Source organism: Roseovarius sp. MMSF_3298, assembly GCF_030733705.1.
Lineage (GTDB): Bacteria > Pseudomonadota > Alphaproteobacteria > Rhodobacterales > Rhodobacteraceae > Roseovarius > Roseovarius confluentis.
Window position 1 is genome coordinate 115,690 of the sequence record NZ_JASHIN010000001.1, and the last position, 24,529, is coordinate 140,218.

The following is a 24,529-nucleotide window of genomic DNA, read 5'->3' on the forward strand; positions in this document are numbered from 1 at the left end:
GACACTTAAATGAAATCGAAGTGATCGGTCATGCCGAAATCCGGGACCGGCTCGGGCTCGGGGAGCACGTCCCGATCGTCGCTGCCCGATCCGCCGGTCTGGATGCTGGTCACCGGCACGTCCGCGACATCGAAAGCCGCTTCGTCGCCGCTGTCCGAGGTTTTGAAGTCGAATGCGTCGGTGGCCGGGTCCTCGGGCGCAATCTGCACGGCTGGCAAGAGCAGAAAGCTCTCGGGTGGGTCGAACACGTCGCTGCCATCTTCTCGCTGCGCCGACGTGCCCATGGAAAGGATGTCGATCCACTTCTTGTGATCCTTGTCCGACATGGTTTCGCTCCCTTCTGAATTAAGATTGGTAACCGGTAGTCGGAGCGGATCGGTCAGCGGTTCAAAGAAAATTTGAATCTGAAATTTGCTTCTGCATCAGGGGGTTGAGGTGGAATGTCTGCAAAAGTTCGCAAATGTTCTCATAAAGTTCTTTACAAAGGGTTTCCAAAATGAGAACAAAGAGGCAACAGAAGTTAACGGCAATGAGGACCCTTCCGATGCTGACCCAGATCAAGACCGCCGCAAGACGCTCCGCTGACACTCTGCTCGGTGATTTCATCGGTGGTGCGGCGCTGGTCGTCACGCTGGTCGGAGGTCTCTACCTGCCGGGACTGATGTAACCGTTTCTGCCTGCGTATATCCCGCGCGCGTCGCGCTTGCGTCTCCTGTCCCCTTGACGCGGCCCGATACTGTCCCCTTGTCCCGGGGTTGTTGCCTCTTCCCCGGACACGACGCGCCAAAGCGGATCACGCATTCCTTCCGCCGCCGCTGTTCCAGCGTGCGGCGGTTTTTTTTGCGCACGTCCCGCCCAAGAGTCTTCGTACGAAGAATCTTGGACGCGCTCGATTGCAGCCGTGCGCGCCCCGTGACAGGCTGAGTGCGCAAGGACAGGACCATGCACGACCATTCCCACGCCCACGGGCACAGCCACGTTCCGAAGAAGGAACGCACCATCGCCATCGCCGCCGCCCTGACGGGAGGCTTCATGCTGGCCGAACTTGTCGGCGGGATCCTCTCGGGATCGCTGGCTCTGCTGGCCGATGCGGGGCATATGCTGACCGATTTCGCATCGCTGATGCTAGCCTGGTTCGCGTTCCGCATCGCGCGGCGGCCGGCCGACTGGAAGCGGACCTATGGCTACGATCGGTTCTCGGTCCTCGCGGCCTTCGTCAACGGGGTGACGCTCTTTGCCATCGCGCTCTGGATCGTGATCGAGGCGATACGGCGGCTGGCGCAACCGGTCGAGGTCTTGGGCGGGCTGATGCTCTGGGTGGCGCTGGCCGGGCTGGTGGTGAACATCGCGGCCTTCTGGGTGTTGACACGCGAGGACAGTGACAACCTGAACATCCGTGCGGCCGCGCTCCATGTGGCGGGGGACCTGCTGGGCTCGGTTGCAGCCATTGTCGCCTCGCTGGTGATCCTCTGGACCGGCTGGATGCCGATCGACCCGATCCTGTCAATGCTGGTGGCGGTGATCATCCTGCGCTCGGCGCTGAAAGTGGTGCGCGAGAGCGGACATATCCTGCTGGAGGGGGCGCCAGGAGGCTTTGACCGGCGTGAGGTGGCCGAGGCTCTGACCCGGGACGTGCCGGGCGTGGCCGAGGTCAGCCACGTTCATGCCTGGCAGGTCACGCAGGAACGCCCAATGGCGACGCTGGATCTGTCGGTCGCCGATGGGCATGATGCCGAGACGGTCAAGCAGGCGGTGCGTGACAGGCTGCGCGAAGACTACGGCGTGGATCACGCGACGATCGAAGTGGTGCGCTGACATGAGTCTTCGCACGAAGACGCTCAGGCGGTGGCGCGGGCCTCTTCCATGGCCTCGGTGGCGGCCTCGAGCGTCAGCATGATGGACGCGTGGCGGTTCTTGTAATCCTGCGCGGGGCGCAACACTTCCAAGCCGTCAAAAGGCGCAGGAGGCGTGGGCCCGTCAGATTTCAGCATGGCTTTCAGCGCATCGCGCGCCGCCACCACCTGATCGTAGCTGCAGCCGATGATGCCACCGCCCACGACGCTCGCCGCCGCCTGGCCCAGGGCACAGGCCTTCACCTCGGCGGCGTAGTCGGTGATGCGGTCGCCGTCGGTTTTCAGGTCCACCGTCACGGTCGATCCGCAAAGCGGTGCACGGCGCTTGACCGTCACATCCGGCGCATCGAGCCGCCCGTGATGCGGGATGTCGGCGGCAAGTTCCAGAATCCGCGCGGAGTAAAGCTTGATCAGGTCGGTCTCGCCGCTCATGGCTTTCCCTTTCTTGGTTGAACCCATAGATAAGGGCTGACACCGCCAAGGCAAAAGGTTTTCTGACATGGAATTCGATGTTTCCAGCTTGCGCTTCAACGACCAGGGTCTGGTCCCGGCCATCGCGCAGGATGCGGCCAGCGGCGAGGTGCTGATGATGGCATGGATGAATGCCGAGGCCGTGGCCCGAACGCTCGAGACGGGCCGCGTCACCTATTGGAGCCGCTCGCGTCAGGCGTTCTGGATCAAGGGCGAAAGCTCGGGTCACGTGCAGAAGCTGGTGGAGTTCCGGGTGGATTGCGACCGTGACTGCCTGCTGGTGTTGGTCGACCAGACCGGGCCGGCCTGCCACACCAACCGGCGCAGCTGTTTTTACACCGGCGTGCAAGAGGGACTCGAGGTCGAGCTAATGGCGCCTGTCGCGTCGTGAGTATTTTTGGATCAGTGAAGAGACGGGCGCATCACAACCCAACCATGGCGCGGATATCCGCCGGGCTCTTTCCCGCCTCGCGGTAGGTCGCGATGCTGCGGGCGTCGTCGCGCTTGGCCAGGCGCTTGCCATCCTCGTCGCGGATCAGGCGATGGTGGTGGTAGCGCGGGATCGCGTGGCCCAGCAGGCTGAGCAGGATGACTTGGATCGGCACGAAGCCGAACAGGTCTTCGCCCCGCACCACGTCGGTAATGTCCTGCCGGATGTCATCGAGCGCGGAGGCGAGGAAATAGGCGACGATGTCTTCGCCCTTGCGGCTGAGAACCACGTCGCCGATCTCGGCCAGCGCCTGGTCCGGGTCGATCCGGTGCGTGCCGGCGTGCAACGGGCCGGTATCCTCGAAGTCGGGATAGAGGCCACCGAAATGCTCCAACGCCCTGTCCAGATGCAGGCGCAGGGCGTCGCCGGGCTGGCGGCTTGCCATGCTCCGGTGCTTGCAGGTGCCGGGATAGACCTCGTGGGTGACGCCCTCCTGCGGGGCGGCGAGCGCGGCCTGGATCTGGCTGCGGCTGCACGAACAGGGGTAGAGCAGGCCCATCGCCTCCAGCTGGTGCAGCGCGGGATCATAGCTGTCGAGGTGTTCGGACTGCCGCAAGACAGGTTCGTCCCATGACACCCCCAGCCAGGTCAGGTCGTCGAGGATCTGCGCATCCCATTCCGGTTTGCTGCGTTGCAGGTCGGTGTCTTCCATCCGTAGCAGAAACGCACCGCCCCGCGCCCGCGCCATGTCATGCCCCAAGAGCGCCGAGAAGGCGTGACCCAGATGCAGCGGGCCCGTCGGAGACGGAGCAAATCGAGTTCTGAAAGTCACTCTTTTTCAATGACGTATACGGTGGAATTGATGTTCTGACCGGGCAGGTGGGGGCCGTGCTCGCGAAAGAGGACATTGGCCGCGCCGCGATCCAGCCAGCCATTCAGCGCGCCTTCGTATTGCGGGTCGGCCAGCGCGTGGTCGTTCAGGCTGAAGCCCAGCAAGCCGCCCTTGGGCAGCGCGTGCATCACCAGGTCGAGGGTCGAGGCCGGGGCCGCGCCCGTGCCGATCACGCCGATGCAGGTGATCGCCTCGTAAGCGCCTTCCGGGATCGGATCGGAGGCCGACAGGTCGATCGGCGTCAGGGTCCGGTAGACGGCCTTGCGCCTTGCGCCGTCCAGCATCTCGTGACTGGGGTCCATGCCGTCGATCGTGGTGAAACCGGCGAGTTTCAGCGCCAGCCCGGACAGGCCCGTGCCGCAGCCGTAATCCAGCAGCGGCGCCTCGGGCGACTTGGCGAAGCGGAACATCGCATCGGCCACGCGGCCCGGCGTGGCATAGCCATTCGCGGCGATCTCGGCGTCATAGCTGGCCGCCCAGGCGTCATAAAGCGCACGGGTCTCGTCGGGATCGGCCATGGCATAGGCCTTGTCGAAAAAGCTGTCCTGCATGAGAGCAGAAAATCACACGGTTTCGGCGGCGTCCACGGCTGTTTCGCCCAGCCAGCCGGTCCAGGCCGTCTTGGCCCGGTCGGTATAGGCTTTGTAACGGTCGCGCCGGCCCCGGCGTCCGCCCTTGAGCCCGTCGACAGGGCGGAACAGGCCGAAATTGACGTTCATCGGCTGGAATGTCTTGGCCTCGGCCCCGCCGGTGATGTGATGGATAAGTGCACCCATTGCCGTGTCCTGCGGCGGTGCGGGCAGGGGGCGGTCCAGGATCTCGCCCGCCGCTAATCGCCCGGCCAAGAGGCCCATCGCGGCGGATTCGACATAGCCCTCGACGCCGGTGATCTGCCCGGCGAAGCGGATATGCGGCTTGGCCCGCAGGCGCATCTGTTCATCCAGCAACGTCGGCGAGTTCAGGAACGTGTTGCGGTGGATGCCTCCAAGACGCGCGAAACTGGCATTCTCCAGTCCGGGAATCATTTTGAAAACATCTGTTTGCGCGCCGTACTTCATCTTGGTCTGGAAGCCGACGATGTTGTAGAGCGTCCCGAGCGCGTTGTCCCGGCGCAGTTGCACCACCGCCCAGGGCTTCACGTCGGGCTGATGCGGATTGGTCAGGCCCACGGGCTTCATCGGGCCATGCCGCAGCGTCTCGCGGCCGCGTTCGGCCATCACCTCGATGGGCAGGCAGCCGTCGAAATAGGTCGCTGTCTCGCCTTCGTGGAACTCGGTCTTGTCGGCGGCCAGCAGCGCGTCGATGAACGCCTCGTACTGGTCCTTCGACATCGGGCAGTTGAGATAGGCGGTGCGCTCTTCCTCGGTTTCGCCCTTGTCATAGCGCGACTGCATCCACGCTTGGCTCATGTCGATCGTGTCATGGTAAACAATCGGCGCGATGGCGTCGAAAAAGGCCAGCCGGTCGGTGCCGGTCTCGGCGGCGATGGCCGCGCCCAGCCCTTGCGAGGTCAGCGGGCCGGTGGCGAAGATCCAGCGCCCGCTCTCGGGCAGGGTGGATACCTCGGCTTCCTCGACCGTCACGTTGGGATGGGCCCGCAACCGGGCGGTGACACCCTGGCTGAACGCCTCGCGGTCCACGGCCAGTGCGCCGCCGGCGGGCAGGCGGTGGGTCTCGGCCATTTCCATGATCAGCCCTCCCGCCTGGCGCATTTCCCAGTGCAGGAGGCCCACGGCGTTCTGCTCGTCATCGTCCGAGCGGAAGGAGTTGGAGCAGACCATCTCGGCCAGGTCGCCGGTCTGGTGCGCGAAGGTGCCGACCTTGGGGCGCATCTCGTGGATGACCACGCGCACGCCCATGTTCGCGGCCTGCCACGCGGCCTCGGACCCGGCCATGCCGCCGCCGACGATATGAAGTGTCTCTGTCATGGCCCCGCATTTAAGGGGTCGAGGGCGGTTTGGAAAGGGTCAGCTGTCACCCGGCAGCCCGGCCACCGGCAGGCCCGAGGGCACGGCATCCGGCACGCCGAGGCGACCCGTGCGCGAGACCGGATCGGTCAGCGCGTCGAGGAAATCGACAAGCGCGGTGATCTCCATGTCAGTCAGCGGCGTGCGGGGCAGGGTCGCGGCGGCATAGATGCTCAGCACCTCGGCCTCGTCGCGCATCGCCGCCTCCAAGCCGGTCTCGTCCGCGCCGATGTCTGGCAGATAGGCCGCCGTCAGGCCGGGATACTGCGCCAGCCCCGCGCCGGGGTCGGCATGATGCCGGATCATCGCACCAAGATCGCGATAGGCGCCGTTATGGCCATAGGGCGCGGTAAGTGCCACGTTGCGCAAGGACGGCGTGCGGAACTTGTAGGCGTCCGCCGGATCGCCGGTGATCGCCCCGAGGCCGATATCGGAATTGCCGTTCGCCCCGTGCCCCTTTCCCGGCCCGATCTGGGGCAGGCCGATTGCGTGAAAGTCGTGGTCGGTCTGGAAGGTGCCCGAATGGCAGCCCGCACAGCCTGCCTTGCCGTAAAACAGCGCCATGCCGCGCAGCTGGTCGTTGCTCAATGCCTCGTCCTGGCCCGACAGGAAGGTGTCGAACGGACTGTCGGTGGCGCGGAACTCGTAGGCCACGAAATCAGCCAGTGCGGCGGTGATATGGGTAATATGCAAAGGCTCGCCAGGGCCGATCAGCCACTCGAACCGGCGGCGATACTCGGGGATGTCCCAGACCCGCTCGGTGATCTTCTGCCAGGCACCGTCATAGCCCGCGATCCGGCCCTGTGCCACGGCATCCGCGATGATGTTCTCGCCCGGGTGGCCCGCCATTCCATCCACCGTCACCAGCGGCAGCAACGCCTGCGCGGCCAGCAGGCTGACCGGGCGTTCCAGTAAAATATCCTCCGGTAGAGAGATACCGTAGCGTTCGGTCTGGCTGGCGGTGACGCGACCGTCATGGGTCAAGGCAGTAAACTCCGCCGCGCCCAGGTTGAACAGCGGCGGCGCGTTGCGGGGCAGGCGTTTGGGCGGGTTGTCCGTGGCCCGGGTCCGTGCCGGTCCAAGCCCGCGGCCACCTTCGCCCAGGCTGAGCGACACGCCGTCGCCGCTGCCCATGTCGGGATGGTGGCAGGTGGCGCAGGCGATGTTGCGATTGCCCGACAGGATCGGGTCGAAGAACAGATCACGGCCCAGCAGAACCGACGTGGCCCCCGGTGTGGGGAACTCCGCGCGGTTTGCCGGGTCGGGCAGGTCAGTGGCCTCCGATGGAATGGCCAGAGAGAGGCTGGCCAAGAGGGACCAGATGCCGAAGACCGCCACCCGATATGTCATAGCGTCGTGATCATAGCGTCGTGCAAACCCCACACGATGCCCCCGATTACGGGTGTACCGGAGCGAATGTGGCGACAAAACGGCAAATGTGGAAATAGTGTGGCACGGTTTTGGAAACACTGCTGGACATCGTTGCACCCGTGCGCGGGGACTTATGTTTCGTGAGGTTGGTGCGACGAGTATGAAAAACCGAGATGCTAAAAAACGGATCGCGTGATCCTGCTTTGTGTCGCACCAACCTCTGTCCAATCATGACCAAATTGGGGCCGCGATAAACCGGCCTTTGAGGAACACACCAGACGCGATTCGTTAACAATCCGCTAATATATTGATTTGCGGGGAGAGATCGCTCCAGAGCGCGCGCGCCGCGTTCAACGACAACGCTCTTGGGCGGAAAGCTCTCCTATAGGTGGGCACGAAATCAATGGAGATCAACTTGGGCGTGTCTATTGCCGCGTCACTGATCCCACTCCGGCGGTCGCTTCTCGATAAAAGCGCTGATGCCTTCCTCGGTTTCGCGCCACATCATGTTCTCGACCATGACCTCGCCGGTGAAGGCATAGGCGTCGTCCAGCCCCATTTCCAGTTGCTTGTAGAAGGCCTGCTTGCCGATCTTCACCGCCGCGCCCAGCTTGGCCGCGATGGTATGGGCCAGATCGTCTCCGGCGGCTTGCAGCGCGTCATACGGCACAGCGCGGTTGATCAGGCCCAGCTCGATCGCGCGGTCGGTTTCGATGAACTCGCCCGTGGTCAGCATCTCGAACGCCTGCTTGCGCGGAATGTTGCGGCTGAGCGCGACCATGGGTGTGGAACAAAAGAGCCCGATATTCACCCCGTTGACGCCAAACCGCGTGCCCGTGGCCGCCACGGCCAGGTCGCAGGTCGCCACCAATTGACAGCCCGCCGCGGTGGCGATGCCATGGGGCAGGGCGATGACCGGCTGGGGCAGGTCGCGGATCGTGCGCATCAGCTTGCTGCAGCGCGAGAAGAGATCGGCGAAGTACGCCTTGCCGCCATCCTCGGCCTGCCGCCCCTGGGTCATTTCCTTAAGGTCATGCCCCGCGCAGAACGCCTTGCCTTCGCCGGCCAGCGTCACCACGCGAATCGAATTGTCCGCCGCGATCTCGCCCAGCGTGGTCTGAAGCGCCTCCAGCATGCCGTCGCTCAACGCGTTCAGTTTCTCGGGCTGGTTCATCGTCAGACGGGCGATGGCCCCGTCGTCTTGGCGTTCCAGGATTGTCATCTTGATCCTCCTTGGGGCTTGTGCCTTCTTACGCCGGCACGCGCACGGAGGAAAGCATGCCCCTGAAACTGAATGCAACCGATCTGATGGCCTATATCGACGAGGTCTTCCCGCAGGTGAAGGGCGACTTCACCATCGACAGCCTGGAGGAAATGGCGCTGCGCGTGCGCCTGAACGTCGAGGAACGCCACCTGCGCCCCGGCGGCACGGTATCGGGCCCGTCGATCTTTGCGCTGGCGGACGTGGCGGTCTACATGGCGGTCCTGTCGATGACCGGCCGCGAGGCGCTGGCGGTCACGACGAGTTGTTCCATCGACTTCATGCGCAAGCCTGCCGCCAATACGGACCTTATCGCCGACTGCCGCCTGCTGAAACTGGGCCGTGTTCTGGCCGTGGGCGACGTGCTGATCTTCTCGGACGGATTTGATCAGCCGGTGGCGCGGGCCAGCCTGACCTACTCGATTCCCCCCAAGGCATGAAAAAAGGGCCGGGAATGCACCCGGCCCAGTTTGAAGAGATCCGTATCGGGGACGATTACGGTCTCCAAAAGGGTTTGCGCGCTTCCATGTCGGCCTCGCGCGGGGTCAGGCCGATATCGCGCAGCATGTGGTCGTCCAGCCGCGACAGGTGGGCCCGTGTCTTTTGGCGTTGCGTCCACAGGACATAGGCCCATGCCAGCTGTACCGCGATCAGCGACAGGGCGGGCAGGGTGGTGCGTGCGGAAAGCCCCTCGAGTGCCGTGCGGTCGGTGCGGGTGAAACTGGTCATGGCGTATCCTTTCCTGATAAATTGTATTGACACAATATTGTGCGATTGCCACAATTGAGGGATACATTGTCCAATTGTCCGAATCCACGGAAATATTGTCATGGGTACAAATTGGCAGCCCAAGCTGACCGACACCGCCGCGCCCAAGTACAAGGCGCTGATGCAGGCGATCCGCAGTGGTATCGACAACCACAGCCTTGCCCCGGGCGACAAGCTGCCGCCCGTGCGCGATCTTGCCTGGCGGCTGGGCATCACGCCGGGCACCGTCGCGCGGGCCTATTCCGGGCTGACGGACGATGGCACGCTGGTGGCCGAGGTCGGGCGTGGCACCTTCGTGGCCGAGCCCAAGCCGATCCCCCCGGATTACTTCCCGATCGAGGCCGACAGTGTCGAACACAACGCCGGCGGCGACAGCTATGCCGTCAACATGATCTCGCCGCACCTGCCCAGCGTGGGGCAGGCCGGGCTTGTCCGGCAGCTTCTGGCGCAGATTGCCGAGGACCCGCCCTCTGGCGTGATGCATTACCCCAGCCGCCAGAACATGCAGCCCGCCCGTGCCGCGGCGGCGCGGTTCCTGTCCCAGGCGCCTCTGGGGCGGTTCACGGAAGAGGACGTGGTGCTGGCCCATGGCGGGCAGAACGCCATCATCCTGATCATGCAGACCGTCCTTTGCGGGCGGCGCCCCACGGTGCTGGTCGAGGAGCTGTGCTATCCGGGGTTCCGGCGGGCCGCCGACCTGTTGCGGGCCGAGGTGATCCCGGTGGCGATGGACGCCCACGGATTGCGCCCCGACGCGCTGGAGGCGGCGGCGCAAAAGCACCAGGCCCAGATGCTGTTCACCTCCGCCGAGGTGCATAACCCCACATGCCTTTTTACCCCCGCCGAGCGCCGCGCCGAGATCGTCGAGGCCGCTCGCCGGTGCGACCTGCAGATTCTGGAGGATGATTGCTACCGCATAGGCCCGTCACAGGCCCCGGCCTACCGGATGCTGGCCCCCGAGCGCGGCTGGTACGTGGCCTCGCTGTCGAAATCGGTGACGCCCGCCTTGCGCGTGGGCTTTGCGCTGGCGCCCGGGGATCAGTCCATGGCGCTGCGCCGCGCGGCGGAATCCTCGTTCTTCGGGCTTGCCACGCCGATCTCGGACCTCGTGGCGGCGCTGTTGTCACATCCCGGTCTGGACGAGCTGATGGACAAGGTGCGCATCCAGTCGGGCGACTACATCCAGGCCGCGCTGAACGTGCTGGGCGGGTACGACGTGAAATGGCGCCGCGACGTGCCGTTCCTGTGGCTGACCCTGCCGCCGGGATGGCGCACATCCGCCTTTTGCCAGGCGGCGGCGGAGCAGGGCGTGCAGGTCCGCTCGGCCGAGGATTTTGCCAGCCGCGACGCGGCCTCGCCTCATGCCGTGCGACTAGCCGTGAACGCGGGCGTCAGCCTTGCCAGTTACGAGGCCGCGATGCAGCGTCTGCGCCGGCTGTTGGACAACCCGCCCGAAGGCATCGGCGTCTGAGCGCGGGCTACAACAACCCACCCGCGCCCCACGCGAGGCCGAAGCCGATCACCAGCGCGCTAAGGGCGGCGGCATAGCCCATCAGCTTCAATTTACATAAGGGCCGTTCGCCGAAGGTGCGCCCGTCGATCCCCGAGACGACGACCTTCTGCGCCTTGCCCTCATAGACGTAATGCAGGATCCAGACCGGCAGCAGGATGCGCCGGTAATGGATGCCCGTCGTGTCGGTCCGATAGCGGATATCATGCACGCCGCGCTTGTTGATATGCCGCTTGATCCGGTTGCGGATCAGCAGCCGCTTGTCGCTGGCGTTGGCGTCCAACCCCTGCGCCACGGTCTGATGATGGCGCTCGGCCGCGAACCCGGCCAGGTAGCCCGCGCGATAGGGGCGCAGGCGGTCGGGATAGAATTCGTGCAGGATGCCGTCGCGGATCAGCGGTTTCACATGGGTCGAGGCCGGCACCAGCAGGTCATCGAAGTCGACGTTCATCGCTCCACCCGTGGAATGCGTGCGCCGGTTCTTGCCGGACCCGGTGGTGTACTTGGCCCAGTATTGAACGGCCTCCTTGCTGTCGAAGGTCCAGAAGGGCGCGTAAAGCCCGCTGAAATGGCCGTCTTCGACCTGCGTCCACAGGTCCGACGGCGCCGCGATCCGCGCACGCACCCAGTCCCGCGCATTGGCCTTGGCCGTCTCCAGCGTGACGCGAAAGGGGATCAGCGCCATCGTGTCGAACCCCATGTCGGGGTCGGCCAGAACCACCGGCCCGTCGCAATAGGGACACCGCTCGGACAGGGCCGGGCCGGTGAAGATCACGTGCCCGCCGCATGTCTGGCAGCCATGCTCCATCAGGTCGGGGCGGCTTTTCGGCTCTTCGGCGGGCACGTCCGGGTCATAGCCGAACTCGGTCTGGGCCAGGTGGTCGTCGGGCGTATCGAGCGATCGCACATTACCGCAACTGTCGCAGCGCAGCCCCGTGGCCTCGGCACTATAGCGGCACTGTCCGGCGCAGTCGGGACATTGCAGCGCGGCCTGTATCGCCTGTGCGCCGGGAACCGGGCCTGCCATCAGTCCGAATCCGCGATCGCCGCCGCGATCTCCAGCAGGATGCGCAGCCGCAGCCAGGCGCGGTCCGTCGCGCCGGCCAGGTCCTCGGTCGCCCACCAGTCGCCGATCACCGTGGCCACGAACCAGACCGCCATGGCCCAGAAAGCCACCAGCGACCAGCCCGCGATACCGCGGATGAAACCGGCCGAGCCGTGCTTCAGTTCATGCTTGGCCTCGTAGACCTTGATGATCTTGGCCACCTGCGCCATGCCAAGCGCCGTGGACAGCGCCAGCAGCAGCAGCGCGGCAAGTGGCGGGCCGGGGTTGTGAATCAGGCTTTCCATATGGGGTAAAATGATACCTAAATAACAAGTCTTTGTTTATGAACAAAAATAACGCACATTTCCCGCTTGAACTGTTCTTCTGAGCCTATATAACCCCGCAATCCGAATTATGACCCTCTGACCCTTGGGGACAAGACCATGAAAACCTTTTCTGCAAAACCGGCAGATATCGACAAGAAGTGGATCGTGATCGATGCCGACGGCATCGTTCTGGGCCGCCTTGCCTCGATCGTCGCCACGCGCCTGCGTGGCAAGCACAAGCCCAGCTTTACACCGAGCCAGGACATGGGTGACAACGTCATCGTCATCAATGCCGACAAGGTGCAGCTGACCGGCAAGAAGCGCGAGAAACCCAACTACTGGCACACCGGCCACCCGGGCGGGATCAAGTCGCGCACCACGGCGGAAATCCTGGAGGGCGCCCACCCCGAGCGCGTCGTCATGCAGGCCGTCAAGCGCATGCTGCCTTCGAACCGCCTTGCACGCCGCCAGATGACCAATCTGCGCGTCTACGCCGGCACCGAACATCCGCACGAGGCGCAAAGCCCCGAAGCGCTGGATGTGAAATCCATGAACAAGAAAAACACGCGGGTGTAAGAGACATGGCTGACGAAATCAAAACACTCGACGGTCTCGAAGCAGCCGTCACCGATGATATCGGCGGTGTCCAGGGCACGCCCGAGGAAGCGCCGCGCGAGCCTGTCCGCGACGACCTGGGCCGTTCCTACGCCACCGGCAAGCGCAAGGACGCGGTCGCCCGCGTCTGGATCAAGCCCGGCTCGGGCAAGGTCTCGGTCAACGGCAAGGAAATGAACAAGTACTTCGCCCGCCCGGTGCTGCAGATGATCCTGCGCCAACCGTTCACGGTGGCCGGTGTCGAAGACCAGTTCGACGTTCAGGCCACCGTCAAGGGCGGCGGCCTTTCGGGGCAGGCCGGTGCGGTCAAGCACGGCATCTCGAAAGCTCTGCAGCTTTATGATCCGTCGCTGCGCGGCGCGCTGAAGGCGGCAGGCTTCCTGACCCGCGACAGCCGCGTGGTGGAGCGCAAGAAATACGGTCGCGCCAAGGCCCGCAAGAGCTTCCAGTTCTCCAAGCGTTAAGCTTTGGGTTCAGAGTTTCGGAGAGGGCCGTCCGGTTGGGCGGCCCTTTTCTTTGGAGGCCTATGCCAGTACGCTGAGGAAAAGCGATGCGACCATGTTTGTCACCAGCCTGTTGATCTTCTACCTTTTCGCTTGGATCGGCTCGGCCACCTACGTCACGCGTCAGGCCGAGAAACGAGGTGTTGTCCTCAACCCGCGTTTCATTCTCTATACGAAACTAACTGCCGATCACCATAAGCTGACCAAACAGGAGATCAGGATTCTTAACTGGGGAACTTATGGTGCCTTGTCAGGCGCCCTGCTTGTTTTCATCGTCGTTAGACAATTTCTTTGAATGGACGCAACCAGCGATCCGATTGGGGGCCAGCCCCAAACTCAGCGTCGATTGGGGACCAGCCCCCAAACACAGGTTGAATTGGGGGCCAGCCCCCAAACCCCCGGGATATTTAGAGCCAGAGGAAGAGCAGCGCGGTGCCTACTGGTCCGGCGGCAACAGGCCCAGGCCCCGCAGGTAGATGCCTATCCCTGATTCCAGCAGATCCTCGGGCGGGAAGGGGCTTTGGGGCCCGGGCGAGTTGCGGGCGAACAGCTCCACCACGCCATGCGACAGCGCCGACCCCGCGGGTGCCGCGCTTTTTTCTTGCAACGCAGCCCTGTATCGGGTTCACGGATACCGCGAACTTACAGGGCAGTCCGGTTTGAAATACAGGCGTGAAATCGACGGTCTCAGGGCGGTTGCCGTGCTGCCGGTCATCCTTTTTCACGCGGGCTTTACCGCATTCGGCGGCGGCTATATCGGCGTCGACATCTTCTTCGTCATTTCCGGCTACCTGATCACCACGATCCTGATTTCCGACCGCGAGGCCGGCACCTACAGTCTGTGGCGGTTCTACGAGCGTCGCGCGCGGCGCATCCTGCCAGCGCTTTTCCTTGTCCTGGCCTGTTGCGTGCCCTTCGCGTGGATGTGGATTCCACCCGATCCGCTGGAGGATTTCGCGCGCAGCCTGGGCTTTACCGTTCTCTTCATTTCGAACGTCCATTTCCTCGAACATTCGGGCTATTTCGACGTCTCGGCCGACCTGCGTCCGCTGCTGCACACCTGGAGCCTCGCGGTCGAGGAACAGTTCTATATCCTGTTTCCGGCGCTGCTGTGGGCCCTGGGCCGCTTCCGGCGCGGTCGGCATGTCGCGGTCTTCGCCCTTTGCGCCGCTGCGTCCATCGCGATGGCCATATGGGGCGCGTGGAACATGCCGGGCGAAAACTTCTTCTTCACCCCGTCGCGCCTGTGGGAGTTGCTGGCCGGATCGATCTGTGCCGCGGTCCTGCTGAACCGCCCGCAAATGCGGAGCGAGGCGCTGGCCGCACTCGGCCTTGCGCTGATCGTGGGCAGCGTTTTCTGGCTTGGCCCCGAAGATCCATCGCCCTCGGGCTACACGCTGGTGCCGATCGTCGGTGCGATGCTGGTCATCCTCTTCGCAGCGCGCGAGACTCTGACGGCGCGGGCCCTGTCGTGGCGCCCGATGGTCGGTATCGGTCTGATCAGCTATTCGCTCTACCTCTGGCATCAACCGATCTTTGCCTTCGCCCGCATCCGCGGCTGGAGCATGGCGGTGCCTGGTCTGATCTGGGCTCTGATCGCTTTGTCCTTCGCTCTGGCGGTGCTGTCCTGGGCGTTTGTCGAGCGGCCGTTTCGCCGCTCGGGTTGGCTGCCGTCGCGCAGCGCCGTGTTCGGCGCCAGCCTCGGGGGGATCGTCGCCTTCGGCGCCATGGGCTCTACGGTTCTGGCATTAAACGGCGTGCCGCAACGCTTGGACGGCAAGGGACCTGAGGCGTATCTCGATCTTTTCACGAAGGACGAGACCGAGAACCTTGGTGGTTCATGTCCCGGTGGCGCGCCCGAAAGCCCCGGCGATCTGTGCCTGATGCGCGACAGCGAGGAGGCCAGCACGACAATCGCGGTAATGGGCGACAGTCATGCGGGCGCGATCCTGCCGGCCTTCGACGAAATCGCGGCCATGCGGCACATCGGCGTTTTGCACGGCATCCACCCGGCCTGCCCGCCCTTGTTGGGCGTTTACCTCGTCAACGGCGGCCAGTCGGCGCAGGAGTGCCATGACCGCGTCCGGGCCCATGCGGAAGAAGCCGTCGCACGCGGGGTCGACATGGTATTCCTCGCCGCAAGGTGGAGCCTTTACGTCAAGGGCGATGTCCCGAGCAAGCCGCGGCGGTTCATGATCTCGACCGATCCCGACAACCGCAGGCAAAGCGACGCGGAGTGGTTCGCCAGCTTCGAGACCGGCCTGCGCGAGACGATTTCCCACTACAGGGATGCCGGCATTCGTGTCGTAGTCCTGGACCAGGTGCCGCAGCAGGTGGTCTTGCCGATCAACGTGCTCGGGCAGGCGATCCTGCGCGACCTGCCGGAAGCCGAGTTCGAGGCCGATATCGCCCGCAGTTTCATCGACACCCGGGTGCATGACGAGCGGATGCGCGGCGCCCGCACGATCCTGGTGGACGTCGCAGACGACCTCGGCGCTGAACTGATCTCGGTCAACGCGTTCTTCGAGCGAGATGGACGGTATGCCTGGTTGCTCAACCGCGTGTTGCTCTACAAGGACGCGGATCACATCTCGGCCCCGGCTGCTCACGCCGTGGCGCCCTTGCTGGACAAGGCGCTGTTCGGCGACGGGCGCAGGTGACGCGGGCGCGAGGGCCGTACTCGCAACAAGTGCCGTCAGCTGTCCGGCGGCAACAATCCCAATCCTCGCAGGTAGATCCCGATACCGGATTCCAGCAAGTCCTCGGGCGGGAAGGGGCTTTGGGTGCCGGGCGAGTTGCGGGCGAAAAGCTCGACCACGCCGTGGCTGAGCGCCCAGACATGCGCCGACACCATCGCCGTCGGCGGGCGCTTGTCCGGGGGGATATGGGCTGACAAGCCCTCTGCGGCGCGTTCCAGCACGGCGCGTGCGCGGCCCGACACGGCGGCGAGGTCCGCATTGCGGTTGACCGAGATGCCGCTTTCGAACATCGCGATGTAGTGGCCCGGGTATTTCCGCGCGAACGCCAGGTAGGCACGGCCCGTCGCCGCGAAGGCGCTCAGCGCCGTCTGCCCGGTGCCATAGGCGTATTCGATCACGTCGGCGAAGATCTCGTAGCCTTGCCGCGCCGCCTCGGCGATCAGGTCCTCGCGTCCGCCGAAATGGCGATAGACCGCCGCCGGGGTCACGCCGGCCTGCTTGGCGGCCTCCGACAGGGTGAAACCGGTCGGGCCTTTCTCCTCGATCAAGGTCAGCGCTGCGTCGACCAGAGCCTGGCGCAGGTTGCCGTGGTGATAGCCGCGCTTAGGCATCCCAGATCTCGGGCCCGTCGCAGACTGACGCATCGGGGACGCCCAGCGATTTCGGCAGCTTGTGGTCGTAGTCGATATTGAGCAGCACATGCCGGATCGTCTCGACCCGCGCCCGCCGCTTGTCGTCCGAGCGTACGACCGTCCAGGGCGCGTGGGTGCCGTGCGACCGCGCCAGCGTCTCGGAAATGGCCTCGGAATAGGCGTCCCATTTCTTCAGCCCCTCGACGTCGATCCAGCTGAGCTTCCATTGCTTCAGCGGATCGGTCTCTCGCTTCATGAAACGGCGCAGCTGTTCGGCGCGCCCCACGTTCAGCCAGAACTTGAAGAGGTGAATGCCCTCGTCGGCCAGCATCCTCTCGAAATCGCCGACCTGGTGAAAGAAATGCTCGCGCTGCGCGTCAGTGCAAAAGCCGAAAACCTTTTCGACGACGCCGCGATTGTACCATGAGCGGTCGAAGAACACGATCTCGCCGCCCGCAGGCAGGTGGTCGATATAGCGCTGGAAATACCATTGGGTGGCTTCCGTCTCGGACGGTTTCGGCAAGGCCACGACGCGCGCACCACGCGGGTTCAGGTTCTCGCGGAAGCGTTTGATCGTGCCGCCCTTGCCGGCCGCGTCGCGCCCCTCGAAGACGCAGACGACCCGCGCGCCGCTTTCCTTGACCCAGGCCTGAAGCTTGACCATTTCGATCTGCAGGCGGTGCAGATCCCGCTCATAGGCCTTGCGCGGCATCCGGTCGGAATGGGGGTAGTCGGACGACAGGATATCGCCCTTGTCGGCCCGCCGGATGGCGTTGCGAACCTCCTCGGGGGCCTCGCTTTTGAAATAGGTGCCGATCGCGCCGTCAAATGGCAGGTCCATGCAGCCACTCCCTTGATTTTGGGGCGATTATGGAATGTTAAGCGGCTTAACGCAATCCGGCGCGAGAGGCCGCGCGGTCGATTGCCGCGACGGTCGCCTCGGGGCGCACATGGTGGGGCATGTGGCCCACGCCATCCAGCACCGTCAGGTTGCCGCGCCGCAGTTGTTTCGACAGCGGGATCGAATGCACGTCCAGCGGCACGGTGCTATCGGCATCGCCATGCACGATCTCGACCGGCATCCGCAGCGTATCGCGATACTGCTTCGACATTTCCACGATATGCGGGCGCAGGCCCAGCACCTGCTGACCGTTTGCCCGCAACGTCTCGCGCCGCAGGGTCAGCCCGGGGCCGAGATACTCGGAATAGCCATCGGGCGCGCTTTGCGGCGCGAAAGTGCCCTCGATGCTGCGCTCGATCCGCTCCTCCGAGGCCAGCGCGGTAATCACAGGCACTGCCGTGGCCCCGCCGAGGGCGGTGCCGGTGACGTTGTAGAAGGTGCCCAGATCGCCGGGCCAGGGGTTCGACACGCCCGCCAGCAGGACCAGCGCCGACGTATCCCGTGGCGCGTTCAGCCCCCAGGCCAGCGCCACGGCGCCGCCGAAACTGTGGCCGACCACCACGGGCCGCCGCACGCCGACCTGTGCCGCGGCCTTTTGCAATAACGCGGCCTGTTCGCGCGGGCTTTCGCCCTCGGTGCTGCCGACGCCGCCATAGCCCGGCAGGCGCTCGGTATAGCCCAGTCCCGGCCGGTCGAATGCGATGACCCGGTAGCGGGACGTCAGCCGTTTGGCCAGGTCAAACGTGAAGTCCCGCAGGTTGCCGCCCGCGCCGTGGATCAGCACCAGGTCCGGGCCCGACCCCTCGACCCAGACATGCACGCGGGTGCCGTCCACCTCGACAAACCGGCCCAGCGGCGGGTGGGTTTGCTCGGCGGTGCGTTCCTTGACCCCGGCCAACCCCGCACAGCTCGACAACAGCGCGACGGCGCCAAGCGCCGCCCAGACCAAGTTGCGTTTCATATGTCCACCTTTCACCGGGATCCGCCCGAAATCGTTACCAGCCGGAACCTAGCCCGATCGTGTCCATATCAAAGGCCGTTGTCTGGTAGATCTCGTTGATCCAGTTGCCGTAAAGCAGATGCGCATGGCTGCGCCACCGGTTCTGCGGCAGGCAGGAGGGGTCATCGTCGGGGTAGTAGTTGCAGGGCACGTTGATCGGCGTGCCTTGCGCAACGTCGCGGTCATATTCCTGTTTCAGCGTGTCGCTGTCGTATTCCAGGTGGTTGAAGATATACAGCGCCCGCGCCGCGTTGTCCTGCACCAGGCAGGGGCCAACCTCGTCGCTGTCCAGCAGGACCTCCAGCCCGTCGACCATCTCGATCTCGGCACGGCGCACCTCGGTCCAGCGGCTGACCGGGATCACGCAATCGTCGGAAAACCCGCGCAGGAAGGGTGAGGCGGGCGCCATGTTGCGGTGCCGGAAACATCCGAACGCCTTGGCGTCGAGCAGGTGCTTCTTGACCCCGTGGAAATGGTTGATCATCGCCATCCCGCCCCAGCAGACGCCGAAGGTCGAATGCACGTGGGTGGTTGTCCACTCGAAGACGCGCACCAGTTCGTCCCAATAGGTGACGTCGGAAAACTCCAGATGCTCGATCGGCGCGCCGGTGATGATCAGCCCGTCGAATTTCTCTCCCGTCGCCTCGACTTCGGAGAAGGGCCGGTAAAAGCTTTCCATGTGGTCGGCGGCGGTGTTCTTGGTGCGATGCTCTGACATGCGGATCAGGCTCAGGTCGATCTGCAACGGCGTCGCGCCGATCAGCCGGGCGAACTGGTTCTCGGTTTGGATCTTCTTGGGCATCAGGTTCAGCAACCCGATCCGCAAGGGCCGGATATCCTGCCGCGACGCCTGGTCCTCGTCCATCACCATCACCCCCTCGCGGGTGAGGACGTCAAAGGCGGGCAGGCTGGCGGGGATCTTGATGGGCATGTCGGAACCTGTGTCGGGGATCAGGCCTAGATAAAGGTTTATTCCGTACGCTCAAGGGCTCCGGCCACCAGCGCCTCGAAACTCTCGGTGGTTGTGACCTGCGCCACCTCGTCGGCGGTCAGCGTGATGCCCCACTTCTCCATCGCCGCATAGCGTGGCGCGCGGTGTGCCAGCGCGCGGGCATAGGTCCAGCGAATGAAGTGATCGGGTTCAACGTCGCCTTCTTCAACATTGTTTTCGTGCAGGTATTCCGCCCAGGCAGCCGCCAGGAACTCGGGCTGATAGCACATCGGCTTGGGCGCGCGGTCGAAGCGGCGGATCAGTTCCTGCCGGTGCGCCTCGTCGCCTTTCAGCCCGATCAAAAGACAGTGAGACGACAGTTCCGTCAGGATCGGATCGTCCGGATCGTCGCCATCGACCCATTCACAGATCGACCCGCCGGTATCGCAGACAAAATTCGGATAGCAATAGAGCCGCCCCGCGCGTTCGATGAAATGACCGGTATCCATCAGCGCGTTGATCTCCGCGTTCCGGAACTGATCCTGCCTCGTGCGATATTCGTCGATCGGCAACCCGCCCTTGTCGGGGTCGCCCGGTTTGCCTAGGTAGGTGGACACCGGGGACAGGTTGTCGAAGGTGATGTTCGAGCCGATATAGATCGAATCCGTCTTCAGCAGGTCCCGCAGAAACGGCACCTTCATCGCGTGCGCCTTGGCGTTGTCGGCGATCAACTCGCCCATGTAGCGGGTGCCGATCCGGTAATCTATGGAATAGTGAAACCAGTCGCCCGCCTCGCGCAGTATGTTCGACAGGTGGGTCTTGCCCAGCCCCGACATGCCGTAAAGCAGCACCCGTTTGTGCGGCGCATCCCGCCAATCCTGCGCGGTCTGGTAGATCATTGTCCAAGCTCCCTTTGCGCCGCTTTGGTAGACAGCGACGCGGAGGGCGTCAAACCTCTATCCGTTGCAGCCAAAGAAAAACCCCGCCGGAGTGGACGGCGGGGTTTTCCGATCTTGAGTGCAGCAGGGGTCAGAAGTGGTAGCCCAGCTTCATGCCCACGCTGATCGCGTCATTGTTGCGGAAGTTGCCGCGCGGGGTGCCCCCGGTCTGCGGCACGCCGTTGCCCAGCATCGTGTAGCGCACGCCACCCGACACATCGAGGCTGTCGCTGACCTTGTACTCGCCACCGACGGTGATGCCCGTCTGGCCGTTGGTCGGCCCGAGGGGCGAAACCAGATCGTCACCGCTGGTGTCTTCGTAGCTGATCGCGATGCTGCCCGAGAATTTCTCGGTAAAGCGCTTGCCGACACCGATCTCGTAGGTGGTGATGTCGTCAAAGCTGGCCAGGTTGTTACCGAAGATCGTCGGCGTCAGGGTGAAGTCCGACCACTTGGCGTGACGGATCGAACCGAAAATCAGTGTGCTTTGGTTGATACCCGATTGAACCGACAGTTCGATCGTCTCGGGCGTCTCCGAGTTCGTGAAGGTCGTGAACGTGCCCGCGCCGGGAATGGTTTCGGTGGTGCGGAAGCGCAGGTCGACCGGCGAGTGATAGGTCAGCGACGCACGCAGCGCGATTTCCGGCACTTCATAGGCTGCGCCCACGACGTATCCCGCGCCGGTCGTGTTTGCGAAGCGGAAGTTGGCGCCGTTGGCCGGACCATAGGCCAAGCCCGCAATCGTGATGTCGCCCTCGGCATTCAGGAAGCGCGGACCGATATAGGCCGAAATCCGGTCGGTGAATTTCCAGCGCACCAGCGCGGTCAGCGCGTGGGTTTCGGCATCGGCGCTCGTGCCGCCCAGCAGGGTGGTCGCCGGGTTGCCGCCATAGGCCGTATCGGCGCCATAGGGCTGATCATAGATCATCGCCAGCGACAGCTTTTCATTGAAATCGACCTTGAACGCGAAGCCGACGGTGGAGTAATCCCCGGCCACGTTGCTGATCGAGTTGCCAGCCAAGTCAGAGCCGGTCACATCCGGCATGGTGAAACCGAACGACAGCTCGGCATAGTTGCCTTGCTCGAACAAGGGATCGATCGGGGTATAGCTACGGTCCAGTCCGCCCGCATGGGCGGTGCCTGCCGCAAGGCCGAGAGTGGTGGCGGCCAGTGCCAGTTTTTTCATGAGTTACTCTCCTCCAGAACACTAAGTCACACTACTGTTGCGTGTGAAAATCGGTCAATTTTTACGCGACGTCATGAAGCGAGGAGCAGGGGGCGTGCGTGCAAGAATGTCACAGCCCGAGGCCATTCCGAACCGTTCGGTTCACCTCTTGCGGGTCTCGGACCAGAGGTTGAGGTAATTCGCGCCGAAAATCAGGGCCGCGCCGACGAAGACAAAGACGCTCACCGCCTCGTCATAGACCAGCAGACCCACGATCGCGATCACCGGCAGCCGCATGAAATCGATCGGACTGACCAGCGTGGCCGGCGCCAGCGCCAAGGCCGACGTGATGCAGAAATGCGCCGTCAGACCGCAGATGCCGATGGCCACCAGCCACGGCAGGCTGACGAGCGAGGGCAGGGCGATATCCCCGTCAAAGCCTGCACAGACCAGGCCGAACACCGCCTGCATCACGGTCATCCAGAACAGGATGCAGGTCAGAGATTCCGTCCGCGTCAGACGCTTGGCAAAGATATACGTCCCGGCAAAGCCGATGGCACAGGCCGCCGCCGCCGCGGTACCGATATTCAGCGTGTCGGGCGTGGGCCGCGCCACGATCAGGATGCCAATGAACCCCAGCACGGCGGCAATCACCCGCATCCGCGTCATCCGCTCGCCCAGCATCAGGGGCGACAGGATCAGCACCCACAAGGGCGTGGTGAATTCCAATGCGAAGACCTGCGCCAGCGGGATCATGGTGATCGCGAAGAACCACAGGTTCTGACCGGTGAAGTGAAAGACGTTGCGCAACAGATGCGTGCCGGTCTTTTGCGTCGGCAGCTCGTGCAGACGCCCCTGCGCCAGTACGAACCCCATCACCACGACGAGGCCCACGATGCTGCGAAACATCATGATTTCAAAGGTATCCAGCTCGAAGCTCACTTGCCGCCCGGCCACGGCCATCAGGGTGAAGGACGCCACCGCGCCCATCATGAACACCCCCGCGCGAAGAACGGGCACCGCGGTGTCCCGCGCCGGGTCTTGCAGGTTGTCGGTCATCTAGTCCTCGGGTCAGCCAATGGGCCATAGCGCAGAGCGGGCCACCCACGCTCTGTAAGTCACATGATCTCTAAAGAGGCGCAACGGGCTTTCCAAGGCCTGAGTGCCCGATGGTCCAAGCTTCGGTCACGCGCGGTTCAGAAGGTTCTTTCGACCCGGATGACGACGATCAGATCCGGTTTGTCGTGGGCGGCCTCAAGATCCTGCGCCAGACGCGGCAGGCGTTCACGCCAGTGCCCCTTGTGGTGAATTTCGCGAAACGACGCTTCAATGAACGGCTTCACCGCATGGGCGAAGGAATCGCCGACAACCCACACCGTCATGTCCGACGGCGGGTTCGAGTTGGTCACCACCTCGCGCGTGCCGAACGAATCAGACACGGTCGCATCGGGAATGCCGCGCCGCTGCACCTCGAAATCCCGCCTGAACTCGAACAGCCAGTTGTCCCCGGAATGCAGCGGATAGCTTTCCATTCCGGCGAGTCCCTTGATGATGTCGCCCTCGTATTCGGGCCCAGGTGAAAACGCCACCTCGGGCACCGGCAATCCGAGCGCCTGCATCAGCCCCGCCCAGGCAAGAAACGCGCCCTTGCTGTTCCAATGGGTGTCCGTGCGGTAATAGAGTATGCCCTCGGCCCCCTTGCCCCGCAGAAATCCGGCTGTGGGGTCGTGGAATGTCAGGTTCGGGATCGGGCCCAGGGCTTGCGCGAAAGCGTCGAAATACCGGCTATCCGCGGGCGTCAGCTCGGCCGGAAGGAACTCGGGATAGACCGACGACTTGTTGGGACCGACAAGCAGGGCAACACGCGTTCCGGATTTTGCCGCCGTCTCGGCGATGTTTGCGAACAGCGCACGCATGTCTTCCACCTCGTCGGGCGGGGGCGGGCTCTCGGATCGGAGCTTGGCCACCGTCCGGTCATAGCTGTTGCCGAGGAACAACCAGTCGTCACGCCCCTCGAACCACCGGCTGGAGGGGCCGATCCTGTGTTCCAGACCGTCCCGCAGGTACACCGTCCGGGCGGTGTGGCTGTCGCTGAAATCGGTCCGGCTGATCGCGAAGCCTGCCAATCCGACTGCCACCATGACCGCGGCGAGGCTCAGCGCACGCGCCGGTTCGCGGAATTTTCCAAAGCGGATCGGCCGCTCGATCAAGCGATAGGTCAGCCATGCCAGCAGGATGGCCAGAAGCACGCCCGCAACCCGCGCATCCCGGTGCGGCACGTCGTCCTCTGCAATGTGCAGGAATGACAGGACCGGCCAATGCCAAAGGTAGAGCGGATAACTTATAAGCCCGAACCAGACCGCGACGCGATTGGTGAAGAGGGGGGCCACCCCCCAAGCCGTCGCCCCGCCGAGGATCACGAGCACCGCTCCCAGAACGGGCAGGATCGCCCACCAGGACGGAAAGGCGACCGTCCGGTCGATCACCGCCACCGACACGACCAGAAGCAGCAGCCCCAGTCCTCCCGCCAGTTTGCGAACCGTTGCACCGGCCAGCGGCCCGTCCCGGTGCACCGTAATCCACGCCAGAATGCTCCCGCTCAGCAACTCCCAGAAGCGCCCGAACGGCCAGAAGAACGTCTCGACCGGATGCGTGGTGGCATAGACGACATTCACGACGAAGGAGGCCGCGAAAACGATCAGGGTCAGGATCAGCAGGCCGGCCCGCAGCTTCCACGCCACCCAAAGCGCCAGCGGCCACAGGATATAGAACTGTTCCTCGACCGCGAGGCTCCACAGGTGCAGCATCGGCTTCACCTCGGCCGCGGCGTCGAAATAGCCAGCCTCGGCGGCAAAGACGAAGTTGCTGATGAACGCCGCCCCGCTGGCGACGTGCAGGCCAAGCTGGTTGAACTCGTCCGACAAAAGGACCAGCCAGCCAAACAGCAGGCTGAGCGACATCACCACCAGCAGCGCGGGAAAGATCCGCCGGATACGCCGTTGAAAGAAGTCGGCAAAGCTGAACGCGCCTTGGTCCAGCTTCTCGAAGATATGGCTGGTGATCAGAAAGCCGCTGATGACGAAGAATACGTCGACCCCGACGAACCCGCCCGGCACCGCGTCCGGGAAGGCATGAAACGCGACGACGGACAGGACCGCGAAGGCCCGAAGACCGTCGATCTCTCTCCGATAGCCGGTATGATGCGGGGGCGTCATGAATTTCAACGTGGCGTTATTGGGGGCGGGGGGCCC

At 64.0% G+C, this 24,529-nt stretch carries 27 protein-coding genes and 1 pseudogene; 9 read left to right on the plus strand and 19 right to left on the minus strand.

Annotated elements, in window-relative coordinates:
* Positions 1 to 5: 5 nt before the first annotated feature.
* The gene (locus tag RBB18_RS00575) at positions 6 to 326 is read right to left on the minus strand and encodes a hypothetical protein (protein WP_274591883.1); all 321 of its coding nucleotides are present in this window, start codon (positions 324 to 326) and stop codon (positions 6 to 8) included.
* A gap of 203 nt (positions 327 to 529) precedes the next feature.
* Between RBB18_RS00575 and RBB18_RS00580 the strand changes: the two genes are divergently transcribed.
* A complete protein-coding gene (locus tag RBB18_RS00580; RefSeq protein WP_170067078.1) occupies positions 530 to 667 on the plus strand; it encodes a hypothetical protein in 138 nt (45 codons plus the stop codon).
* A 275-nt stretch (positions 668 to 942) separates the two neighbouring features.
* Positions 943 to 1,815 carry a cation diffusion facilitator family transporter gene (locus RBB18_RS00585; protein ID WP_306110464.1) on the plus strand — a complete coding sequence of 291 codons (873 nt, stop codon included), beginning with the start codon at positions 943 to 945 and terminating at the stop codon, positions 1,813 to 1,815.
* Positions 1,816 to 1,838: 23 nt separating this feature from the next.
* Here the strand turns inward: RBB18_RS00585 and RBB18_RS00590 are convergent, their stop codons facing one another.
* A complete protein-coding gene (locus RBB18_RS00590) occupies positions 1,839 to 2,285 on the minus strand; it encodes an iron-sulfur cluster assembly scaffold protein (protein WP_103761272.1) in 447 nt (148 codons plus the stop codon).
* Positions 2,286 to 2,352: 67 nt separating this feature from the next.
* On the opposite strand from RBB18_RS00590, the gene hisI reads away from it, so the two are divergent.
* Complete coding sequence (gene hisI, locus RBB18_RS00595) at positions 2,353 to 2,715, plus strand: phosphoribosyl-AMP cyclohydrolase (RefSeq protein WP_306110465.1); 363 nt, start codon at positions 2,353 to 2,355, stop codon at positions 2,713 to 2,715.
* A gap of 31 nt (positions 2,716 to 2,746) precedes the next feature.
* On the opposite strand, the gene gluQRS is transcribed toward hisI, so the two are convergent.
* The 5 genes from gluQRS to RBB18_RS00620 form a co-directional block, all read right to left on the minus strand.
* Entirely contained in the window at positions 2,747 to 3,586 is an 840-nt protein-coding gene (gene gluQRS / locus RBB18_RS00600) for a tRNA glutamyl-Q(34) synthetase GluQRS (protein ID WP_306110466.1), read from the minus strand.
* Entirely contained in the window at positions 3,583 to 4,197 is a 615-nt protein-coding gene (locus RBB18_RS00605) for a class I SAM-dependent methyltransferase (RefSeq protein WP_103761269.1), read from the minus strand. Before RBB18_RS00605 ends, gluQRS begins: the two co-directional genes overlap by 4 nt.
* Before the next feature lie 12 nt (positions 4,198 to 4,209).
* A complete protein-coding gene (gene trmFO / locus RBB18_RS00610; RefSeq protein WP_306110467.1) occupies positions 4,210 to 5,574 on the minus strand; it encodes a methylenetetrahydrofolate--tRNA-(uracil(54)-C(5))-methyltransferase (FADH(2)-oxidizing) TrmFO in 1,365 nt (454 codons plus the stop codon).
* 39 nt (positions 5,575 to 5,613) lie between these two features.
* Positions 5,614 to 6,963, minus strand: coding sequence for a cytochrome-c peroxidase (locus tag RBB18_RS00615; protein ID WP_306110468.1), 1,350 nt, complete (start codon positions 6,961 to 6,963; stop codon positions 5,614 to 5,616).
* A 457-nt stretch (positions 6,964 to 7,420) separates the two neighbouring features.
* Entirely contained in the window at positions 7,421 to 8,206 is a 786-nt protein-coding gene (locus RBB18_RS00620; RefSeq protein ID WP_306110469.1) for an enoyl-CoA hydratase, read from the minus strand.
* Between the two features lie 56 nt (positions 8,207 to 8,262).
* Here RBB18_RS00620 and RBB18_RS00625 point away from each other — a divergent pair, with 56 nt between their 5' ends.
* Positions 8,263 to 8,685: a PaaI family thioesterase gene (locus RBB18_RS00625; protein WP_103761849.1), complete on the plus strand. Its 423-nt coding sequence runs from the start codon at positions 8,263 to 8,265 to the stop codon at positions 8,683 to 8,685.
* Positions 8,686 to 8,740: 55 nt separating this feature from the next.
* On the opposite strand, the gene RBB18_RS00630 is transcribed toward RBB18_RS00625, so the two are convergent.
* Positions 8,741 to 8,974, minus strand: a complete 234-nt coding sequence (locus RBB18_RS00630; protein ID WP_306110470.1) for a DUF1127 domain-containing protein — start codon at positions 8,972 to 8,974, stop codon at positions 8,741 to 8,743.
* Between the two features lie 100 nt (positions 8,975 to 9,074).
* On the opposite strand from RBB18_RS00630, the gene RBB18_RS00635 reads away from it, so the two are divergent.
* Positions 9,075 to 10,484 (plus strand): PLP-dependent aminotransferase family protein, encoded by a 1,410-nt coding sequence (locus RBB18_RS00635; RefSeq protein WP_103761264.1) that lies wholly within the window; start codon positions 9,075 to 9,077, stop codon positions 10,482 to 10,484.
* Positions 10,485 to 10,491: 7 nt separating this feature from the next.
* On the opposite strand, the gene RBB18_RS00640 is transcribed toward RBB18_RS00635, so the two are convergent.
* Together RBB18_RS00640 and RBB18_RS00645 are read right to left on the minus strand one after the other, a co-directional pair.
* Positions 10,492 to 11,550, minus strand: coding sequence for a hypothetical protein (locus RBB18_RS00640; RefSeq protein WP_306110471.1), 1,059 nt, complete (start codon positions 11,548 to 11,550; stop codon positions 10,492 to 10,494).
* Positions 11,550 to 11,873: a hypothetical protein gene (locus RBB18_RS00645; protein WP_103761262.1), complete on the minus strand. Its 324-nt coding sequence runs from the start codon at positions 11,871 to 11,873 to the stop codon at positions 11,550 to 11,552. Before RBB18_RS00645 ends, RBB18_RS00640 begins: the two co-directional genes overlap by 1 nt.
* A gap of 138 nt (positions 11,874 to 12,011) precedes the next feature.
* Here RBB18_RS00645 and rplM point away from each other — a divergent pair, with 138 nt between their 5' ends.
* The 3 genes from rplM to RBB18_RS00660 all read left to right on the plus strand — a co-directional run bounded on the left by rplM (position 12,012) and on the right by RBB18_RS00660 (position 13,307).
* Complete coding sequence (rplM, locus tag RBB18_RS00650; RefSeq protein WP_103761261.1) at positions 12,012 to 12,470, plus strand: 50S ribosomal protein L13; 459 nt, start codon at positions 12,012 to 12,014, stop codon at positions 12,468 to 12,470.
* 5 nt (positions 12,471 to 12,475) lie between these two features.
* Complete coding sequence (gene rpsI, locus RBB18_RS00655) at positions 12,476 to 12,973, plus strand: 30S ribosomal protein S9 (protein ID WP_057789222.1); 498 nt, start codon at positions 12,476 to 12,478, stop codon at positions 12,971 to 12,973.
* 94 nt (positions 12,974 to 13,067) lie between these two features.
* A complete protein-coding gene (locus RBB18_RS00660) occupies positions 13,068 to 13,307 on the plus strand; it encodes a hypothetical protein (protein ID WP_274591875.1) in 240 nt (79 codons plus the stop codon).
* Between the two features lie 141 nt (positions 13,308 to 13,448).
* Here RBB18_RS00660 and RBB18_RS00665 read toward each other — a convergent pair.
* A pseudogene (locus RBB18_RS00665) lies at positions 13,449 to 13,586 on the minus strand (TetR/AcrR family transcriptional regulator); the annotation flags it as partial.
* Positions 13,587 to 13,671: 85 nt separating this feature from the next.
* Between RBB18_RS00665 and RBB18_RS00670 the strand changes: the two are divergent.
* On the plus strand, positions 13,672 to 15,672 hold the full coding sequence (locus RBB18_RS00670) for an acyltransferase family protein (RefSeq protein ID WP_306110472.1): 2,001 nt from the start codon (positions 13,672 to 13,674) through the stop codon (positions 15,670 to 15,672).
* A gap of 35 nt (positions 15,673 to 15,707) precedes the next feature.
* On the opposite strand, the gene RBB18_RS00675 is transcribed toward RBB18_RS00670, so the two are convergent.
* The 8 genes from RBB18_RS00675 to RBB18_RS00710 form a co-directional block, all read right to left on the minus strand.
* Complete coding sequence (locus RBB18_RS00675) at positions 15,708 to 16,322, minus strand: TetR/AcrR family transcriptional regulator (RefSeq protein ID WP_103761258.1); 615 nt, start codon at positions 16,320 to 16,322, stop codon at positions 15,708 to 15,710.
* Positions 16,315 to 17,184 carry a polyphosphate kinase 2 gene (gene ppk2 / locus RBB18_RS00680; RefSeq protein WP_306110473.1) on the minus strand — a complete coding sequence of 290 codons (870 nt, stop codon included), beginning with the start codon at positions 17,182 to 17,184 and terminating at the stop codon, positions 16,315 to 16,317. Before ppk2 ends, RBB18_RS00675 begins: the two co-directional genes overlap by 8 nt.
* Before the next feature lie 46 nt (positions 17,185 to 17,230).
* Positions 17,231 to 18,205, minus strand: a complete 975-nt coding sequence (locus RBB18_RS00685; protein WP_306110474.1) for an alpha/beta fold hydrolase — start codon at positions 18,203 to 18,205, stop codon at positions 17,231 to 17,233.
* A 34-nt stretch (positions 18,206 to 18,239) separates the two neighbouring features.
* A complete protein-coding gene (metA, locus tag RBB18_RS00690; RefSeq protein ID WP_306110475.1) occupies positions 18,240 to 19,175 on the minus strand; it encodes a homoserine O-succinyltransferase in 936 nt (311 codons plus the stop codon).
* A 38-nt stretch (positions 19,176 to 19,213) separates the two neighbouring features.
* Positions 19,214 to 20,074 carry an ATPase gene (locus tag RBB18_RS00695; RefSeq protein WP_103761254.1) on the minus strand — a complete coding sequence of 287 codons (861 nt, stop codon included), beginning with the start codon at positions 20,072 to 20,074 and terminating at the stop codon, positions 19,214 to 19,216.
* A gap of 130 nt (positions 20,075 to 20,204) precedes the next feature.
* Positions 20,205 to 21,299: an OmpP1/FadL family transporter gene (locus tag RBB18_RS00700; protein WP_103761253.1), complete on the minus strand. Its 1,095-nt coding sequence runs from the start codon at positions 21,297 to 21,299 to the stop codon at positions 20,205 to 20,207.
* 141 nt (positions 21,300 to 21,440) lie between these two features.
* A complete protein-coding gene (locus RBB18_RS00705; protein ID WP_245890361.1) occupies positions 21,441 to 22,337 on the minus strand; it encodes a DMT family transporter in 897 nt (298 codons plus the stop codon).
* A 137-nt stretch (positions 22,338 to 22,474) separates the two neighbouring features.
* Entirely contained in the window at positions 22,475 to 24,493 is a 2,019-nt protein-coding gene (locus RBB18_RS00710; protein ID WP_306110476.1) for an acyltransferase family protein, read from the minus strand.
* Positions 24,494 to 24,529 lie beyond the last annotated feature (36 nt).